At 59.4% G+C, this 16,813-nt stretch carries 20 protein-coding genes; 13 read left to right on the forward strand and 7 right to left on the reverse strand.

Features of this window, described 5'->3' with window-relative positions; translation table 11 throughout:
* Positions 1–95 precede the first annotated feature (95 nt).
* Positions 96–284 carry a hypothetical protein gene (locus FHT98_RS00525; protein ID WP_091860854.1) on the reverse strand — a complete coding sequence of 63 codons (189 nt, stop codon included), beginning with the start codon at positions 282–284 and terminating at the stop codon, positions 96–98.
* 266 nt (positions 285–550) lie between these two features.
* On the opposite strand from FHT98_RS00525, the gene FHT98_RS00530 reads away from it, so the two are divergent.
* The 4 genes from FHT98_RS00530 (at position 551) to xth (ending at position 2,928) form a co-directional block, all read left to right on the forward strand.
* The gene (locus FHT98_RS00530) at positions 551–1,075 is read left to right on the forward strand and encodes a cupin domain-containing protein (RefSeq protein ID WP_091860857.1); all 525 of its coding nucleotides are present in this window, start codon (positions 551–553) and stop codon (positions 1,073–1,075) included.
* 173 nt (positions 1,076–1,248) lie between these two features.
* A complete protein-coding gene (locus FHT98_RS00535; protein ID WP_142111764.1) occupies positions 1,249–1,488 on the forward strand; it encodes a DUF2171 domain-containing protein in 240 nt (79 codons plus the stop codon).
* Positions 1,488–2,171, forward strand: coding sequence for a dienelactone hydrolase family protein (locus tag FHT98_RS00540; RefSeq protein WP_162766131.1), 684 nt, complete (start codon positions 1,488–1,490; stop codon positions 2,169–2,171). The genes FHT98_RS00535 and FHT98_RS00540 overlap by 1 nt, the downstream gene beginning before the upstream one ends.
* A complete protein-coding gene (xth, locus tag FHT98_RS00545) occupies positions 2,152–2,928 on the forward strand; it encodes an exodeoxyribonuclease III (RefSeq protein ID WP_113584259.1) in 777 nt (258 codons plus the stop codon). The genes FHT98_RS00540 and xth overlap by 20 nt, the downstream gene beginning before the upstream one ends.
* A 149-nt stretch (positions 2,929–3,077) precedes the next feature.
* Here the strand turns inward: xth and FHT98_RS00550 are convergent, their stop codons facing one another.
* Both FHT98_RS00550 and FHT98_RS00555 read right to left on the reverse strand, forming a co-directional pair.
* Positions 3,078–3,281: a CsbD family protein gene (locus FHT98_RS00550; protein ID WP_091861426.1), complete on the reverse strand. Its 204-nt coding sequence runs from the start codon at positions 3,279–3,281 to the stop codon at positions 3,078–3,080.
* 46 nt (positions 3,282–3,327) lie between these two features.
* Entirely contained in the window at positions 3,328–3,729 is a 402-nt protein-coding gene (locus FHT98_RS00555) for a PRC-barrel domain-containing protein (protein WP_113584342.1), read from the reverse strand.
* A gap of 144 nt (positions 3,730–3,873) precedes the next feature.
* On the opposite strand from FHT98_RS00555, the gene FHT98_RS00560 reads away from it, so the two are divergent.
* Together FHT98_RS00560 and FHT98_RS00565 are read left to right on the forward strand one after the other, a co-directional pair.
* Positions 3,874–4,116: a hypothetical protein gene (locus FHT98_RS00560; protein WP_139163607.1), complete on the forward strand. Its 243-nt coding sequence runs from the start codon at positions 3,874–3,876 to the stop codon at positions 4,114–4,116.
* 389 nt (positions 4,117–4,505) lie between these two features.
* Positions 4,506–4,835 carry an antibiotic biosynthesis monooxygenase family protein gene (locus FHT98_RS00565; RefSeq protein ID WP_113584260.1) on the forward strand — a complete coding sequence of 110 codons (330 nt, stop codon included), beginning with the start codon at positions 4,506–4,508 and terminating at the stop codon, positions 4,833–4,835.
* A 76-nt stretch (positions 4,836–4,911) separates the two neighbouring features.
* Here FHT98_RS00565 and FHT98_RS26705 read toward each other — a convergent pair whose 3' ends face one another.
* Complete coding sequence (locus FHT98_RS26705) at positions 4,912–5,166, reverse strand: hypothetical protein (protein ID WP_162766132.1); 255 nt, start codon at positions 5,164–5,166, stop codon at positions 4,912–4,914.
* 34 nt (positions 5,167–5,200) lie between these two features.
* Here FHT98_RS26705 and FHT98_RS00575 point away from each other — a divergent pair, with 34 nt between their 5' ends.
* Positions 5,201–5,449, forward strand: a complete 249-nt coding sequence (locus tag FHT98_RS00575) for a hypothetical protein (RefSeq protein ID WP_139163608.1) — start codon at positions 5,201–5,203, stop codon at positions 5,447–5,449.
* A gap of 325 nt (positions 5,450–5,774) precedes the next feature.
* Here FHT98_RS00575 and FHT98_RS00580 read toward each other — a convergent pair whose 3' ends face one another.
* A complete protein-coding gene (locus FHT98_RS00580) occupies positions 5,775–6,563 on the reverse strand; it encodes a metallophosphoesterase (RefSeq protein WP_091860879.1) in 789 nt (262 codons plus the stop codon).
* Between the two features lie 50 nt (positions 6,564–6,613).
* Positions 6,614–7,717, reverse strand: a complete 1,104-nt coding sequence (locus FHT98_RS00585; protein ID WP_091860882.1) for an HAD family hydrolase — start codon at positions 7,715–7,717, stop codon at positions 6,614–6,616.
* Positions 7,718–8,228: 511 nt separating this feature from the next.
* Between FHT98_RS00585 and FHT98_RS00590 the strand changes: the two genes are divergently transcribed.
* The 6 genes from FHT98_RS00590 to FHT98_RS00615 all read left to right on the forward strand — a co-directional run bounded on the left by FHT98_RS00590 (position 8,229) and on the right by FHT98_RS00615 (position 15,794).
* The gene (locus FHT98_RS00590; protein ID WP_185745038.1) at positions 8,229–8,432 is read left to right on the forward strand and encodes an XRE family transcriptional regulator; all 204 of its coding nucleotides are present in this window, start codon (positions 8,229–8,231) and stop codon (positions 8,430–8,432) included.
* 1,148 nt (positions 8,433–9,580) lie between these two features.
* The gene (locus FHT98_RS00595; RefSeq protein ID WP_142111766.1) at positions 9,581–9,808 is read left to right on the forward strand and encodes a hypothetical protein; all 228 of its coding nucleotides are present in this window, start codon (positions 9,581–9,583) and stop codon (positions 9,806–9,808) included.
* A gap of 265 nt (positions 9,809–10,073) precedes the next feature.
* Positions 10,074–10,742, forward strand: coding sequence for a TnsA endonuclease N-terminal domain-containing protein (locus FHT98_RS00600; protein WP_162766133.1), 669 nt, complete (start codon positions 10,074–10,076; stop codon positions 10,740–10,742).
* On the forward strand, positions 10,742–12,892 hold the full coding sequence (locus FHT98_RS00605; protein ID WP_091860894.1) for a Mu transposase C-terminal domain-containing protein: 2,151 nt from the start codon (positions 10,742–10,744) through the stop codon (positions 12,890–12,892). Before FHT98_RS00600 ends, FHT98_RS00605 begins: the two co-directional genes overlap by 1 nt.
* A 5-nt stretch (positions 12,893–12,897) precedes the next feature.
* On the forward strand, positions 12,898–13,962 hold the full coding sequence (locus tag FHT98_RS00610; protein WP_091860897.1) for an ATP-binding protein: 1,065 nt from the start codon (positions 12,898–12,900) through the stop codon (positions 13,960–13,962).
* Complete coding sequence (locus FHT98_RS00615) at positions 13,959–15,794, forward strand: TniQ family protein (protein ID WP_091860899.1); 1,836 nt, start codon at positions 13,959–13,961, stop codon at positions 15,792–15,794. The genes FHT98_RS00610 and FHT98_RS00615 overlap by 4 nt, the downstream gene beginning before the upstream one ends.
* 562 nt (positions 15,795–16,356) lie before the next feature.
* Here the strand turns inward: FHT98_RS00615 and FHT98_RS00620 are convergent.
* Complete coding sequence (locus FHT98_RS00620; protein WP_142111768.1) at positions 16,357–16,803, reverse strand: hypothetical protein; 447 nt, start codon at positions 16,801–16,803, stop codon at positions 16,357–16,359.
* Positions 16,804–16,813 lie beyond the last annotated feature (10 nt).

Genomic DNA, 16,813 nt, shown 5'->3' on the forward strand with positions numbered 1-16,813 from the left:
TAGCCTCAATGGAACAGCAAATCTCTCAGGGATTTCGCCTCGCTCGACGTTTCGAGCGATCCAGGCCCCAGCCAAACTAGAGAACGCAGCCCGGATCATTTCGTTTCCTCTGCCGCACCCGGCGTGATCGGAACCTGCTCGGCAACAGGATCGCTCGCCGGAAAGGTATCCTTCAATGCCCTCTCCAGCTTCTGATCAGGGGTCAGTTCTCGCTCCTCTTTGCGCTGAGTTTTCTGTTCCTGGCGCAGGCTCTCAACTACAGGGTTGTGCTCATTATTCTCCATGGATGCCTCCTCGGCCGTTTGACGGAGTGGAGACTGAACGCTACGACCCCGCCCTCGTTCCGTGGCAGCTCGCCGATCGCCAAATCGACGCTAGGCCTTTCCGAAGCTGATGCCCACGACCTCACCTCCCGATCGACAAGCAACTAGGCGTTATCATGGCACCGCAGCTTTCCGCGATCGGCGCATAGCTACGAGCCAGCTGACGAGGGAACGCCCGCTGGCACATCGGAGTTCAGGAGGCTTCTTGCTTCTTTGGAGCTGCTGCCATGACCCGGGTGACGGTGACCGCCTTGCATTTCGAGCCGCGGGGCTTCGTTCCGAATAATTTCAGGTTGCCGGCGCTAATCTACGAAAAGGCGTTCGATCCCGCGGCGATCGGTGACCTCGCCACGTTCATGGAAAAGCGCTTTCAGGACAATGGATGGCCGCCACAGTGGCGAGATGGGATTTACGATTTCGAGCACTATCACGCGCAGGGTCATGAGGTTCTCGGTATAGCAGCCGGATCGGCCGAACTGGTTCTTGGCGGAGACGGCGGCCGTGAGATCAGGGTGGAAGCTGGCGACATCCTGGTGCTGCCCGCGGGGACTGGGCATCGGCGACTCAAGCAGAGTGAAGATTTCCTCGTGGTCGGCGCATACCCGCCTGGCCAAGCTGGAGATATCGTTCGCGAGGAGGCGTCGCCTGCGATGAAACAGAGGATCGCCCTCTTGAGCTTTCCACCCAAAGATCCGGTTCTGGGGGATGAGGGTCCGATGCTCCGCCTCTGGGCGAACACCAGCATCACTTGATGTTCGCAGATGGCGGTCTTGCCTCTCGGCTGACATGTGACGAAGCGCGCGAAATCGACCCGCTGTGCCGTCGCCGGCTCTCAACCCTGTGTGTCGTCGCCACCTCGGCAAATCGGAACTTCGGTGCCAGACGGTCCGTTGCCGTTCCGTGACGTTCGGAAGGAGAGCAACGCATGATGTTCGTAGAGCAAATCAAGGAAGGCCAGCGTGTCATCGGCTCCGACGAAGGACATGTCGGAACCGTCTATTCTTTGAGTGGCCAGCTCATCAAGCTGAAGAAGAATGATCCCGAGTCGGGAGGAGCCCATCATTACCTCGACCTGGCGCTCGTCGTTGCGCTCGATGACGATACGATCAAGCTGATCGTCCCGGCCGCTGAAGCCAAAGAGAGATGGTCGGAGGCGACCGAGTAATGGACCGACGCCATTTCGTTGCTGGAGCTGGCGCGACCATCGTGTCTGGGCCAGCCCAGGCGAGCGTCGCAGTCGATCGCTTTGGTCCGAGCGTTTCCGGAGGCAGCGTCATCCTGCTCTATGGTTCGGACGGTCTGACGAATAGTGGCCGATATCAGTTCGCCGCGAACATGATCGCGGGGGCTGGCTACAGCGTCCTGCTACCGCGCTACTTCGAGGCCACCGGCGATCAGCGGGCCCGCTACGGCGAAATCAAAAGCAAGTTTCCGGTCTGGCTGGAAGCGATCGAGACAATCACAGGCGATCAGCAGGCCCGTTTCGCCGTTGTCGGCTTTTCGCTTGGCGGCGCATTGGCCTTGGCGCTGGCGGGGCGCGATCGCAGGATCAAAGCCGTCGTCGACTTCTTCGGATTTCTGCCGCCAGGCCTGGAAAGAGCTTCTCTGCCCCCGATGCTTATTCTGCATGGGGATGCGGACCGAGTGGTGCCTGTGTCCAACGCCGGAGCCATCGAGAGACTGGTCAAAAGCAATGGGGCTCTGTCCAAAGCCATATCTATCCCGGCGAAGGACATGGTCTCTCCTTGGCGAGCTGGCCCGATGCGATCGCGAGGACACAAACTTTTCTGCGCGAGCACCTCTGACGATCGTGTTGGAGGAGCCTTCGTTGAAGATCGCGACCTATAATGTGAACGGCATCAATGGCCGGTTGCCCGTTTTGCTCCGGTGGCTGAAGCAGGACCATCCTGATGTCGTATGTCTGCAAGAGCTAAAATGCTCAGACGACCGCTTTCCCGAGCGCGAACTTCAGGAAGCCGGCTACGCGGCGGTGTGGCACGGTCAGAAGAGCTGGAATGGTGTCGCGATCCTCGCACGGGGCGGACCGCCGGTCCTGACACGCCGAGGATTACCGGGGGATCCTGACGACAACCATAGCCGCTATATCGAGGCGGCGGTTAACGGCGTACTGATTGGATGTCTTTATCTTCCCAACGGGAATCCCGCTCCCGGCCCCAAGTTCGAATACAAGCTCCGCTGGTTTGCCCACTTGCTGAGTTATGCAGAAGAGCTTCTCTCCTACGACGTGCCGATCGCACTCGTAGGCGACTTTAACGTCATGCCGACCGAGCTCGATGTCTACGCACCCGAGCGATGGGGAGATGACGCCCTCTTTCGTCCGGAGGTCCGAAGAGCTTATGCTGAGCTGGTCAATCAGGGTTGGACGGACGCCATCAGGCACCTTCACCCGAGAGAGCGCATCTACACGTTCTGGAAGTACTGGCGGAACTCGTTCGAACGCGACGCCGGCCTTCGCCTCGACCACCTCCTGCTTAGTCCTACCCTGGCGCCGCGGTTGAAATCCGCGGAGGTCCGGCGGTCGCCGCGAGGCTGGGAGCACACTAGCGACCACGCGCCGGTGATGATCGAGCTTCTGCCGGCATAGGCGCGGGCGCGCCAGAGCTTTCACCGCTTCACAGGCTCTCAACACAATGCCCGGCCTATAACGCGCGAAAGCCCGGCCCCGCTGGAAAGGGCCGGGCTTCCTCACGCGGCGAGCACACGCTGGGCAGCGAGGGGCTCAGCCGTCGGTGATCACCATGTCTGGCGATTGTACCAGATGTCGACGTCAGTCTTCACCTTGTCCTTCTCGATGCCGTAGCGCTCCTGGATCTTACCTTCGAGCTGATCGCGCTTACCGGCGATGACGTCGAGATCGTCATCGGTGAGCTTGCCCCACTGCTCCTTCACCTTGCCCTTGAGTTGCTTCCAGTTTCCTTCGACGCGATTCCAGTCCATCGGGACCTCCATCAGTTTCGAGTTGCGGATAAAGGCGAACGGCGCGTTAGCGCTTCCAGCGGCCTTCGTACTTGAACTCCGGCGCGGCCTTCAGGGCATCCTTGGTCGTGTCCATGGTCGCGGACCACTTCTTGTCGTTCTCGGAGTAGACGACCTTGACCGCGGGCGGTGCAACGACGACGTAGCGCTCGCCGATACCGAGGAAGCCACCCACCGAAAGGATCAGCCCGGACAGGCTGCCATTGGAAACGACGAGATCCTTGATCTCACCGACGTTGTCCTTGGCGTTATTCTGAACGTTCAGCCCAATGAGATTGCTGCTGAGCACGTCCGTCGGCTGCGCCTTGATATAGACTTCGCGCGCAGTGGTCGTCGCGGTTTGAGCATAAGCCATGCTAGCTCCGAAGATCGTCGAGGTAATAGCGAGAGCGACGAGCATTTTACGCATATTATAATTCTCCAGATACATCTTCCAGCCGCCTCAACAACTGATTTTGGGGCGATATGTTCCTGCCGAAAACATCAGAGAACAAAAAAACCGCCAGCGCTGCCGCTGGCGGGTGAGTCCGATCTGTCGGGGTGAGACAGGAGAATGACCAACAAACGATTCTGTAACCGCAATGGTTTCGACGAGCGCGACGATCAGGAAAGTACTATTGCGCCCGGAAGCACTCCCGTGCAGGAGTTCCACCGCTTCGCGCGTCGCTTTAGCTGGACGGGGCTGGCGCGCTCATCTCGTGGGGCGCTGCCAGCCCTTCATTCGCTCGTTCCCCGAGGCGGCGACAATGGCTCGCCATTTGGTGATCAGCAATCAGATCAAGGTTGCGATTGTTAGAGGGAAGTTCTCTGTTGCAGCTCAGCCGAGCGCGGTTTGTTACAGGATTTATGCGCCAGCCCCGCGCCTGCCGCATGGGATCGTTATCTAAACGGCGGATTGCGATCGCTGCTGCATACCCCATATCTCGAATGCGGTTCGCTCACCGCTTCGGCCCCTCCCGCCGGAGCCCGGTCGCTCCGTTCCCCTCGAAGCTTTTGGCTTAGCGCCTCGGCTTCTACTTGGCCGGCTCCTTCAAGGGATGCCGGCCTTTTTCTTGGCGCTGCCGCCGAGCGCGCTCGGCGGCTCAAAATACTCGCCCCTGATAAGCCGCGCAGATCGCTTCCGGGTGAACTCTTACCCCGGAAGCTCGTTGATGAAGCATTCACCGACAAGCCCGGAGATGCGATATGACGAGGGCAGTAATCTTGCGACGGTGGGCGTCCAAAATCCGTACTCAAGATCGAGCCGCTTATGTCGGCTATGTTCGCTCGACCGGGGGTGACGACTTCAGCAGCACTCCCGGCAATCTGGGCTTCCAACTTTTGCTCCGCGAGCTTCACGACGGCACGACGGAAATCGAGACACTTAGCTGGTGGGTCTCGACCGAGGCCATCATCGCCTTCGCCGGCGCCGATTTTGAGCGAGCCCGCTACTATCCCGACGACGGCCGCTTTCTGCTCAGCAAGCCCGAGTTCGTGACGCACTATGAGGTCGTCGCTGACGCGCGCAATGGATAGGCGCGCCTACCCCACGACGCCCGAAGGTCGCTATTTCTTGGTGGCCGGCAGGCTTTGGCGGTCGACCGACCCCGCCTTATCGGAAGTCAGGCGTCACCAGCTTGTCGCCGAACTGATGGATGCTCTCCGGGCCGTCAAAGAGGCTAGGCGCGGACATGGCGATTTGAACGCCGCCCGCGCCGTCGTCGATTCCGCGAAGGTTGCCCTTGGTGAGCGAGGACCAGTCTGGTGGAGCGACGGGTCGCCTGACTTCAATCGCCATCTCGTGAACAACACGCCTTATGCCGAGTGGGCTTTGCAATTGAAGACGCCGGAAAGGCAGGCGTAGCATGAAGCGATCGACACCTGAGAAGCAGGAGGGCGACATGCAGCAAACTGCCGTCGCCGTGACCATCCGTGTTGGACTGAAAGGCGCTTTCGACGTTGATCTACCGCTCGACGTGCCAATGCTAAACGAGCGCCTCTACGAGATAGGCCTCTGGCTCATTGACCGTCATATTCCGCACCAGGCTCGCATTCTCTGGGAGCCGGACCACAGACGGATCCGAGTAAGCTTTCCCGATGCGGACGATGCCCAGGCGTTCCGGATGCGCTTTCGTTCTCCTCTGCACTGAGCGCCTCAGCAGCAAGCTCTCTCGGCTCTTACGTCGGCGAACTGATGAGCCTCGTCGATATAGAGGCCGCCAGATCCCTCGGGCTCCCCAGTCGAAGCCGCTCCGTTAAGCGTAGGGCATTGACCTTAGGTGAGGCCTCGCTTCTAGATTGGCTCGCTGTTCAGTTCGTTTCGTGGCTGAGTTCGTCATGCAGAGTTCCTGGATCTTCTCGCCCCACACTCGAGCCGTCTGGTTGAGAACGTTTGTCGTGATCGTGTTGGGCGCGGCGACGATCTCGCCGGCCCTATTTTTGCGCTGAAGGCAACACGCCCGGCAGAGGCGGCCTCTAAAGCTCGATTACGCATCGAGGATCAAACCAGGGGTTCTCGCGATCTCCATGCAGGTTGGGATAGCCGGCCTGGTTCGCGAAGATTCTGGTTTTGCCAACGCGATAATCGTGGGAGCCGTGATCGTGGCCATGGATCCAGAGATCGGGTTGGAGCTCTTCGATGACGCGGCTCAAATCTGAGACAAACGCAGGAGTTAGCGAGCTGCCTTCATGGCGCAGTTGAACTGAATTTCTATGCGGCGCGTGATGCGTAACCACGACCGTCGGCCCGTCGAATTGCTCCGCCAACTCCTTCCTTATGAACGCTAGGTCGAGGCGATGCTCCGCGGCCGCATGCCAAGGCATGAACCTGCTGAAGTGCCCACTCTCCTCTTGGTATCGGATCAGCCTATGGTCGTTGAGCGTCTCGCCGGCAAAAACCATTGAGGGCTTTGGCGTTCCATGCAGTCGGTAATCCGTCCAGAGGACGCAGCCGATAAATCTGACCCCGTCGATCACGACAGAATTCCGCGACAGGAAATCGATACCCGCAGCCGATGCAGCTGCCCTGCCCTCTGCCAGACTGCGCTTTAGCTCGAAGCCATAGAATTCATGATTTCCTGCAACGTAGATCGATCTGGCGCCTCGGAGCGCTCCCGATCGCTGAGCGGCCATCCATGCGATAGCCGATGATATCGGCTGCCCCATGTCGCCTGCAAAAACGGCCACATCAAAGGCCGGCATCGACGAGGGAAATTCAAACGGGCCAAATTCGAGATGCAGGTCGGAGATGACGAGCAGGCGCATTTTGCCTCCAGTTCGGTCGAAGGGTGGAAATTCGGATCGGGAGGGAGGAGTCAGGCGGACTTGGCCGCGATAATCCGATCGAGCAGGGCCGCTATCGGAGGCGGAGCATAGAACGACGCGCCGTCCGCGAATGACCGCTCAAACTCGGCGATCGGCATCGAGAACGCACCAATCGCGTTTGGGCCGGCCACATCCGCCTGCATCGAGTCACCGACAAACATTACCTGCCGGGATTCCAGGCCGAGCCGGTTGCAAACAAGATGGTAGATTTCGGGTTGCGGCTTCATCAGCCGCGTTTGAAACGAAAGAACTGAGACATCCGGCTTCCCAGGCAAGCGCTCGCGCAGGGGCGCCTCGTAGGGTTCAGCCAGGTTGGAGCATATTGCAATTGGAAGGCCGGCCCGCTGGACCGCCTGCCACACAAAATCCATGCCCGGCCGAAGTCGCACGGATTTCAATTCCGCGCTCAAATCGGCCTCAAGTTCGTCTAGGCGTTCTTCCGAAACCGGCGAGGACAACTGCTGTGACAGTTCCCGCAGACCAATGGGGTATTTCATCGCCCGGTGGAGCAGCGCATTCGAAGGTTCGTTTGCGACCAGCGCCCGAAATGGCCGTCGCTTGTCCGTGATGTCGACCAACGTGCCATACCCGTCAAAGGCGATGGCTTCGATGGGAGCCATGGCAAATCGCGCATCCAAGAAGTCGTAATCTAAATCAGGGCGATGCTCTAACCCCGACGCGCGGTAAGGATCGGCATTGGCTGCGATAGCTGCCAGGTGCCGCCGGACGTCCATTTGCTCTTCGAAGCCCCTGCTCAGGATTTCGAGCGGAGCGCGTCCGTTGAAGGGCGCGAATTTCTGCGGGGCTGTTAGCCAGGCTCGCTCTTCGCGCTCCCCAGCGACAGTCGCCAGGAATCGACGAAGATCGGCGAACACACCGAGGATCACTGATAGACGCATAAGGGTCCTCGTCTCGAGAACGAGGTGCCTTTGCCCTACGGCGGTCGCGGCCCAGCCGCGCAGTGTGGGGATGTCGGCGGCCAGCAGATAAGCTTGCTCGCGCTCAGTCAACTGCCAACGACGCGCGATATTGACGAATGTCCGCATGCAGGGCGCGCTCAAGCGCGCCCGCTCCTCGAAGCTTCGCTCTTCCATCACGGAAATCCCTCGGTTCGGATAAGGAATCGCAGAGAGGCAATCGGACGTAACGAGGCTGCGGACCGGCGTAGCCTCTCGCACGGGTCCGCTAAGTCAGATTTTCGATGCGGCCGTGCCGCGGCGAATGTTCAAGGAAAAGCCATCCGCTGCCCTCGACCGGAAGCTGGGCATTTGTCATGCTCAGCAAACGACGGAACTCGACACCAACCGGTGCCCTATCTCTCAGGTGCGCTCGCTGTGATCAGCGAGCCGAGCAGCCATGGTTGTGGGAGTTCCGTAGGATTTTTGGGCAAAGAGCGCGGAACGGATGGATTCTCCGTCGAAGGCACAGTCTCGAAAGAAAACGCCGCTGAGCTCCCCCAAGCCGTTCAGCGACGCACGTTATTATACAAGTTCCATAAAACTATTCCACCTAAATGATACCGGCCCTGTTCTCCTAACCGGAAACGCATTCGTCCCCATGCCTCCCGGGGCCCCAATCAAGGGCTTCGTGTGTAAGGCCGCAAGGATGCTCCTCGATCAAAATCAGGATGACCTTGCGGCTGCGGCTCCAGTTTCTCGCAAAACACTCTTTGACTTCGAAACAGGAGACATCGAGCCAAAAATCGCCATAAATAATCGCATTCGGAAAGCTTTGGAGGACTGGGGAGCGAGTTTCGTTGTCGGAGAAGGCGTTGTTGGCGTGGCGGTGTACTCACGGCCAGCAGCCTAGGCGCGCGAGCCACAAGCGGCATCAGCACTCCTGTTAACCATAATCGTAAGCCATCAATGCATTTTATTTTACATTTTGTATAATTTATCCACATTGAGCTCACGACTTCCCCTGCCGATCGAAGGGGCTCAGTAACCGAGCGCCTAGGCCTCCCACCACCTTCCCGGCTTCACTCAAAACGCGAGGACTTGAATGATCCACGTCGTGCGGCCTGTCCTATCCCGCTCCCAGACCCTTAAATCCGCTCCGGTGAAATCGCCGGGCGCCCGGGACCCCCTGTGGCGTCACCGGCTATCAGACGGGGACGTTCTATGCGACCCGATGCTTCTCGACCCCCTCTTTGACGAGATGGGCTGCGAAACGTCGATCCTCCTTAAGATCGTAAATCAACCCTAGAACCAACAAGCAGTCTCATCGCGGCGCCCTTTTCGCGGCAGACAGCTGCACCACGAGCGCGCTTCCGCATCGAAAGCCGCTCCATCTCGGCTTGGCATCGCCGAGCTCGCGTAGCGCCCGCGACCAGGCGCGCACCGCGCTCTCGGTCTCACGATATTTCAGAACGGAGGCGCAGCGTACGGCGATGGTTCCAGGCCTCACGCAGCCGACAATGTTGTGCAATCCCTGCGTAGAACGCAGGCTACCCATGCACGAACGCCCGCAATCTAAGCGAAAGGCACCGAAATAAATCAACCAAAAATTAATCCGGAAGAAGTCACGCGCGCCTTTGTTAATGTAAAAATGAGCGACAATTGTAGAAGGACAAGGAGTCTATAAAAGTCACTTGCCCGGATAGTTAAAAAAATCCTCCGATAGATTACGCTTTACATCCCCCCTCCCCGATCGAATAGAACATCCCTACTTCGAACTGCCGAGGCTCAGTTCGAGATGGTGATGAACTCACTTGTAGCTGAGTCTCGTTCCCCGCCACTGGCGGGAGGCCAGCGCCCTCGTTTGTCGGGGCCAGTGCTCACAGCGAAAATCACTCACTCACTGTTGAGGGAATGCCTTTGGGCACGACGCGTCGTGACTCTCAGGTTTTCCCTCGACGCCAAGAAGGAACGCCCATGCATTGCAGTAGAGACCCGCCTGCCTTGTTGAGCAGAGCCTGCCTATCGCTCCCCAGACCTGCTGAACGCATGGAGGAAGCAATGGATAAGCTCGCCTCGCTGGTAATCAGACTCAGTCAGATCAGAATTGAGTTTGGCGAGGAAGTTGGCTCACGGGCAATTCATGCAGCGTCCGTGGCCGCCGCACAGGTGGTGCTGGCAGAGGCTGAGGCGGAAGCACGGCTCAAAACAGCACCGAGCGCGAAGATCATCGTCTTTCCGGTGATCATTCACAATCGGCCCCAACCCGATCAGGAACCGCAGATGTAGAGACGCGACCAAAGCTCGAAAGCAAAAGGGGCATCCTGACTGGAATCAGGACACCCCCTTCAGCGGCAAGCTCCACGACGGCCTAGCAACCTACGGAGCAAGCCTACACCAAATCCGGCAGCTGCCGAACTCAATCTCTCGTTTATACCTGTACGTGCAATAAAGCGCAAGCAGTTTTTACGAGAAACTGGGATCGGGGCAGTGCGCCTACCGAAGTGAATCCCAAATGCTAAATATTGAAAGCCTACCTACCTCCCCGGCTCCGATGATCTACCTGCCGGGTGAGCATCGCTCTTCTCGAAACGTCCACTCAAAAAGCCGTGGCGCCTGCCGCCCCAGCGTCGTCATCCATGATCGCGAGGTCATGTGCGAATCGGGCGAAGAGCGAGATACAGCACTCATCATCGCTTCCGATCCTGATGTTATCGACCTTCGGGAGCAGCCCCCGGCGGTGACCTGGCTCGACGCGGAGGGGACGCCGCGGCGTCATACTTTCGATTTTCTCGCAACGCTTCGATGCGGAAAGAAGATCGCTATCGCAGTCAAACCGATGGCTGTCGTGAAACGCACCCGTTTCCGTGAAACACTCCGTCTCATCGCCCGGCAAGTCCCGAAGAGTTTTGCCGACGGGGTCAAACTCGTCACCGACGAGAATCTGCCCCTTGATGAAGTCCATAATGCGGTGCTGCGCAAGCACATGCTCCGCACCTCAAACCCGGAGCACGACGCGCTCGTCAAAAACCTGCTGACTGAGCAAGGCCGGGCTTCAATTGCGCAGATCGTCGAAACTAGCGGCCTGGAGGGCCAAGCGTTCCAGGCGATTATCCGACTTGTTGCCTCTGGCATCATTCGCGTCGTTGACAATGCCCGTGTCAGCTATGACGCCTTGATTGAACTGGCTGCCGCCTCCCGCACCAACGAGGAGGTCGCGTGATGAGCACCGATTTCACCCCGCGCTTCAGCCTGTCGCGCCAAGATCGCCTGGTCATCAACAATATTGCCTACAAGCGCCGTAACCGCCTGGCGAACGGTTACGTGCTTGAGCGTGTCGAGGATCCCGACGTAGCGGAGACGTTCACTGACAGGGATCTATTGCTGGCTTCGGCCAAGTCCGATTTCCGTTTCGAGCGCAATGCATTTGCTGAAAGCAAAGCGTCTGCAACAGCAGGCTCGGTGGATGGGCTGATCGGCTGGCTTCCCGAAGAGCAGCAGGAAGAGGTGCTCTGGCGCACCAACTTCTGCGGGGAATACGAGAAGGAGATCCAGGCGCGCAACGCCACCCTGTCCGATGCGTCATACAAGAATCGGGCGCCTATCGTCGCGCAGAGGATTCACGACGCGGAGCTGCTCCGTACTAAAAAGCGCAACGCCGATGGCGAAATCATCAAGCCGAAGGCGGGCGAGCGAGAGCTAGGCTGCCGCAAACCACCGAGCGCGCGCACCTACCGCAAATGGCGCAAGTGGTTCCTGGAGGGCGGAGAACGAGCCATCGCTCTCCGGAAGCGCTATTTCAGATCGGGCAATCGCGTAACTGAGCGGCTGGGCCTGCCGGAGCGGCAAATCATGCACCGCTTCGCGCTGGAGTACATGTCAGAATCTCGGCCGACCAAGCGAGACGTCTACCGCTTGATGAAGGCTCATATCGTCGATGAGGAAAACCCGAAGCGTCTCGCTGCGAGTGAAAAGCCCCTTCGCGTTCCGAGCTATGAACGCCTGGCGGCGGAGATTAACTCATTTCCTGAGTTCGATGTTCAGGCATGCCGACACGGTCTCGACGCCGCCAGAAAGCGCTTTGCAATGGTGCGAAATGGCGTGGATGTGGAGAGGCCGCTGCAGCGTGTCGAGATCGACGAGTGGCGGATCAATCTCCAAACGCTCTGCGCGGATCTCGGTATCCTGGACAAGCTTTCAGACAAGCTGAAGTCCGAAATCGCAACGGCTCGGCCTTGGTTGTGTGCCGCCTTGGACAGCGCAACCTCCGTCTGCGTGGGATTCAAGATCGCCCTCACCCCATCGTCCGATCTGGCGATGGACACGCTGGAGATGGTGGTCACGCCCAAGGCTCCATACGCCTTGGCTGCGGGAGCCCTTAGCCGTGACGACTACTACGGCTCGCCAGAACGTATCGTAACCGACCAGGGAGCTGCATTCCTGTCGTTGCGCTTTCGCAGAGCCATCATCGATCTCGAAGCCGACGCAGAGGCACCTCCGGCTGGACTTCCGGCCCTTCGGGGTCGAATCGAGCGGTTTTTCAGAACCGCGGGCACGCAAGCGCTTTGCCCGTTTACGGGTCGGACCTTTGAATCGATTGCCGCAAAGGGCGACTACGACCCCGTCGCCCGGGTCAGCCTGACTCTTCTGGAGCTTTGCGACGTCATCACCCGATGGGTGCTCGACATCTACCACAATACGCCGCACGCCGGATTGAAGGGCGAGACGCCTGCCAACTGCTGGAAGCGCCTGGTCAAAGCCTACGGGGTCATCCCCGCACCCGACCGCCACCGCCGCCGAGCTGTATTCGGCGTTAAGGCCAACCGCTGCCTTACGCCCAAAGGCGTACGGATGCTCGGTCTTCACTACAATAGCCGGGAGCTGCAGGAGTTTCGCCGCCGCAACGGCGACGTCACCCTTGAGGTCCGTCTCAATCACATGGATCTCGGCCATGTCTCCGTGAGGTTGGACGACGGCGGTTGGCTCCCCGTCCCCAACGTCAGGTCAGGCTTTGACGATGTGCCGATGACGGTCTGGCTCGCTGCCGAGGCGGACCTGAAGCGCCGCTTCAAGGCTCAGGCAGTCCTCGCCGACGAAGTCGTTGCCAAGGCTGTCAAGGATGCCTGGGAGCTCGGCAAGGCCAGCGCGGCCCGCGTGAGCATCTTCTCTACGCGGCCCAGCACCGAGGAGCTGAACTACACGGAGGACGAGCTCGGCTTCGCGTTCGACCGACCGGCGCAGCTGCCTGAAGGTGGGACATCGCTCTCCGGCAATTTGCTCGAGGGCTCTATCCCAACAGGCGCCTGCGAAAATGCCGCGCTCTCCCCGGCCGCCCCCAAGGCGAAGCCCCGCTCATTCAAGATTACGGATTAATTTTCATGACCCATAACTCTGATTTCATTGAAAAGTATCGCGCGCTCCTGTCCGAGTCAGAACGTGTCGTTCTCGCGGCTCGACAGAAGCTGAAAAACACGCACATCGAGACAGATTGGGATCCGGAGCTGCGCCGCAAAGGCGAGTCGCTCGTACGATCGGTCATGGTCCCACAGCAGCACGGTGGAGCTTCGGCCGCACACGGTCGTCACGAAGGCCGGTGCCTCTTCGTCACCGGAGACGCAGGAACAGGCAAGACCGCCTCCCTAGAGCGGCTATTTCGGACACTTCCTGTCCTTCAGCCGAGAGGAGGGCAGCGCTCTCCCCTCCTTCGGGTGATCGTGCCGGCCCCGTGCACGCTCAAAACGCTTGGACGGGAGGTTCTTAGGGCTTTGGGATATCCCCTCGCCCGAGAGCTCGCTGAACACATTATCTGGGCGCGCATCCAGGAGCTGCTGCCGGCGGCGGGCGTGCTCATCATCCACTTCGATGAGACGCACAACCTGACAGACAACGCCAATGTCGTTCAGATGGACAACATCAGGAAGACCTTCAAAATGCTGATGGTCTCGTCCTGGCCAGTCGGGCTGATCATCTCCGGCCTGCCCAGCTTGATCCCAGAGATGCGGAAAATCGACGAGATCCGTCGGCGGGGACAATTTGTCTCTGTTCCGCTGCTCACGATGCCTGACGACAATGAAATGGTCGCCGGTATCGTCGGCGGCTTGGCCGAGGTCGTTGGCCTTACGATCGGGGAGGAAGCCGCAGGAGAGATCGCCCCGCGCCTGATCCATGCCTCATTGCGCCGCTTCGGGATCGCGATCGAGCTGACCCACGAAGCCATTGAGCTCGCTATGCTGGAGGAGAAGTCCCTCTCGATCGAACATTTTGCAACAGCATTCGTCGATCGAACCGGCTCCGGGGCGCTGATGAACCCGTTCGTTGCGCCCAATTGGGCCGAAGTCGATTGCTCGCTGGTTTTGACTGATGAGCCGCCGATCGAGCCCGTTCTGCCGCTGGACCCGCCGCGTCGTGGAAGTCGCACGGGCAGGAAGGGAGGCCGCTCATGAGCGACCTCTATCCATCTCTCCCGCTGCGGACTGGAGAGTCTCCTGCGAGCTTCGTGTCGCGGCTGGCTCTCTTGCACCGCGCTCAGAGCCAGAACGTCTTCGCACTCGACATGGGCTTCGAGCTTCAGGCCGTCGTTGACGGCGACACCACCGCCCTTACGAGGCTTGCAAGGATCTCCGGCGCATCGCTGGAGCAGCTCTTCGACAATGCCATTGTCCGCCACGAGGACCACTACCTCTATCGCGGGCATAAGTTTGCGCGCGCGTCGTTGCGTCGAGCACGGGTCATGGCCTGCCCTCAATGCCTGACAGAGGATATAGCCGGAGGATGCGATCCATGGCTGGCGAGCGGCCGCAGTGATTGGCTCTTCCAGCACTATCGAATCTGCCTGAAGCATTGTGTCGAGCTTGTGGAACTAGGCGATGCGAGCGATCCCCACCCTACTCACGACTTCGCGCGGCGAACCGCATCCCACATCGCCAGCATTCCAGCACTTGCTCGCCAGGCAAGCCCGTCAGATGCGACGAAGTTGGAACGCTATCTCGCAGCTCGTCTAGGCGGTCATGCCGGCCCCGAGTGGCTCGATACGTTGCCCTGCTACGTTGCCTGGAGAACGTGCGAGGTCATTGGCGCCGTTGATCTCAACGGTCGTGACGCGCCCATGCGTGACCTCAGCGAAGCGGATTGGCGACGCGCCGGTGATCGCGGCTATGCCATCGCGGCCAGCGGCAAAAGCGGCGTTCGAGAATTTTTGAACGCGCTTAGGGCGACGGGCGATCACGGCAGGGAGGGTTCTGCGGGTCCGCAGGCTCGGTTTGGTCAATTTTTCAAATGGCTTTACTCCATGAAGTCCGATCCGAACTATGATCCGGTTCGCAACCTCGTAATCGACTTTGTCGCGGATACCGCCCCTGTAGCTCCGGACGAAATGATCTTCGGCAGGCAGATCGTGCCGGAGCGTCGGCGGCATTCGATTCATTCGGCCTCTAGAGAGAGCGGGATCCACCATAAGCGCCTCAGACGGGTTCTGAGCGCCGCCGGCGTACTGCCGCCTGACAGTCTGCACCTCACGGCCAACGTGGTGACGTTCCCGGTTGCTGCCTCCGCCCCGATCGTGGATCTGCTTCAGAATTTGATCACCCTGAAGCAGGCCGAGACGTATCTGAACGCCGGGCGGGTCCACACCAAGCTGCTGGCCGCACACGGCTTCGTCGAACCCGTCGAGGGGCATGAACGCCTAGAGCTCGGCGACCAGCGCTATGATCGTCGCCAACTCGATGAATTCATGAAGCGCCTTTTCGCCAATGTCGTATGGGTCAAAGAGCCCGAATGGCCCCAGATGACGATTGCCGAGGCAGCCAAGCGAACCTGCTGCTCGGCCATGGAGATTGTCAGACTGATCCTGGACCACCAGCTCCGTTGGGTCGGTTCTTGGACCGCCACGACCGGCTACCAGTCCGTATTGGTCGATGTCACCGAGGTCAAAAAGCTTATACACCGTGAGGACGGCGACCATCTTACGATCCGCCAAGCCGCAGAGTTCCTCGGCACCACCGACAGGGTCGTAAGCGCGCTCGTCGAGCGTCTGCTGCTTTCGAGCGAGAGTCGTATCAGCCCAAAGAACCGATGCCCCTACCTCGCCGTCCCTCGAAAAGCCGCCGAAGCGTTCAAGTCTCAGTTTGCATCGCTCCATGAACTCGCTCGCAGCCGCGGAAAGCACATGCCCATCCTGAAGCGCGAATTGGCAACGCGGGGCATCGAACCGGCATTGAGGCAAGAGCAGGCGGTAGCTTCATTCTATCTACGGTCTGTCATTCCACCGGATCTGTAGATCCATTTCCCATTCGTCTGAATGGAGCCCGGCCTTCCAGGCCGGGCTTTTTTTGCGCTTTAGAACAGCCGTTGCGCCAGATTCTGCGGAAGTACTATCCCTCAAACTGCGGAACTTAGCCCAAGGAAACCGCAAGCCACGATTGAATGATTTCAATGACATACGCACGCGCGAGCGGAAACACTATGCCTCTCTCTTCAAGTTCTCTCAGGACGCAGAAAGTTTGGCACCTCGAAGCGTTAGTGTGGCACCAAGAAGCACATAGATTGGCACCGGCCTGCAAGAGGCCGGCCCGCTAATCAATCGAAGAGAACGGCCGGCGAACTGCGTCGGCCGTTCCAATTCGAGGAAGTTCCATTCAAAATCGAAGCATGTCGCCGTTCAGCTCCGCGCCAACAGCAGACATCGGCTAGTGACCGGGAAGCAGACCTGGGGATAAATCCGCCAGGCTCCCAACCCTCTTTCAAGGTCCTTGGATTGCGGTCAACAAGACGGCGCGATTGCAACAGACCTGACGAGCATCGGAGGCGTTGCGGCGCGATTGATTTGAACCAGACGGACGCTATTTCCAGCCGATAAGAACACCGTCCGCGCCGAGCGAGAGCTGCAAGCCCTGCCGGCGCGCCGCCAATCTGAGGATTACGCCGCTGGGGTTGCGAAGCCAGAGACGACCCCGCCCATGATCGCCAATAGCCCAGCCCTCACGAATCTGGACGTAAGCGCCCGCGAAATCCTCCCGGCGGGTCAGGCCATAGACGCTCCCCGTCGCGGTCAAGCGCGAAGCACCGATGCCGCCAATGCCCAGACCGCCCACTGTGATCCCGTAGGATCGTCCTCGATAAGTGAGAGTGCCGCCTCCGATTGCACCCGAACCGATGAAAGCGACCTGCAACTGACGGATGGAAACCTTACCTGTTTCCGGACCGAGATTTCGCTGCTGCGCTGATGCGGCGGAGGCCGACAGGAAGGCAGCCGCAAGGAAGGTCAAGGTCGCTCTGAGAAACCCCATGTTGTCTTCC

This window comes from Allobosea sp. AK1 (assembly GCF_006714945.1).
GTDB lineage: Bacteria > Pseudomonadota > Alphaproteobacteria > Rhizobiales > Beijerinckiaceae > Allobosea > Allobosea robiniae.